General features: G+C 54.4%; 1 rRNA gene. It reads left to right on the top strand.

The window, feature by feature from the left end:
• Positions 1-73 precede the first annotated feature (73 nt).
• Positions 74-526: ribosomal RNA gene (locus QP891_RS11700) — 16S ribosomal RNA — on the top strand; the annotation flags it as partial.

Raw genomic sequence — 526 nt, 5'->3', positions numbered from 1 at the left:
GGTTTGTGGTGGTTTGTTCTTTTGGTTAGGTTTGGGCTTTTCACGGCCTTTTCAGTGTTTTGCTGAAATTCTTTTTGTGGAGAGTTTGATCCTGGCTCAGGACGAACGCTGGCGGCGTGCTTAACACATGCAAGTCGAACGGAAAGGCCCTGCTTGCAGGGTACTCGAGTGGCGAACGGGTGAGTAACACGTGGGTGATCTGCCCTGCACTTCGGGATAAGCTTGGGAAACTGGGTCTAATACCGGATAGGAACCATCTTTAGTGTGGTGGTTGGAAAGTTTTTTCGGTGTAGGATGAGCTCGCGGCCTATCAGCTTGTTGGTGGGGTAATGGCCTACCAAGGCGGCGACGGGTAGCCGGCCTGAGAGGGTGTACGGCCACATTGGGACTGAGATACGGCCCAGACTCCTACGGGAGGCAGCAGTGGGGAATATTGCACAATGGGCGCAAGCCTGATGCAGCGACGCCGCGTGGGGGATGAAGGCCTTCGGGTTGTAAACTCCTTTCGCTAGGGACGAAGCTTTTT

It is taken from the genome of Corynebacterium sp. MSK310, assembly GCF_030227355.1.
Lineage (GTDB): Bacteria > Actinomycetota > Actinomycetes > Mycobacteriales > Mycobacteriaceae > Corynebacterium > Corynebacterium rhinophilum.
This window is presented reverse-complemented; position numbering and strand designations above follow the sequence as displayed.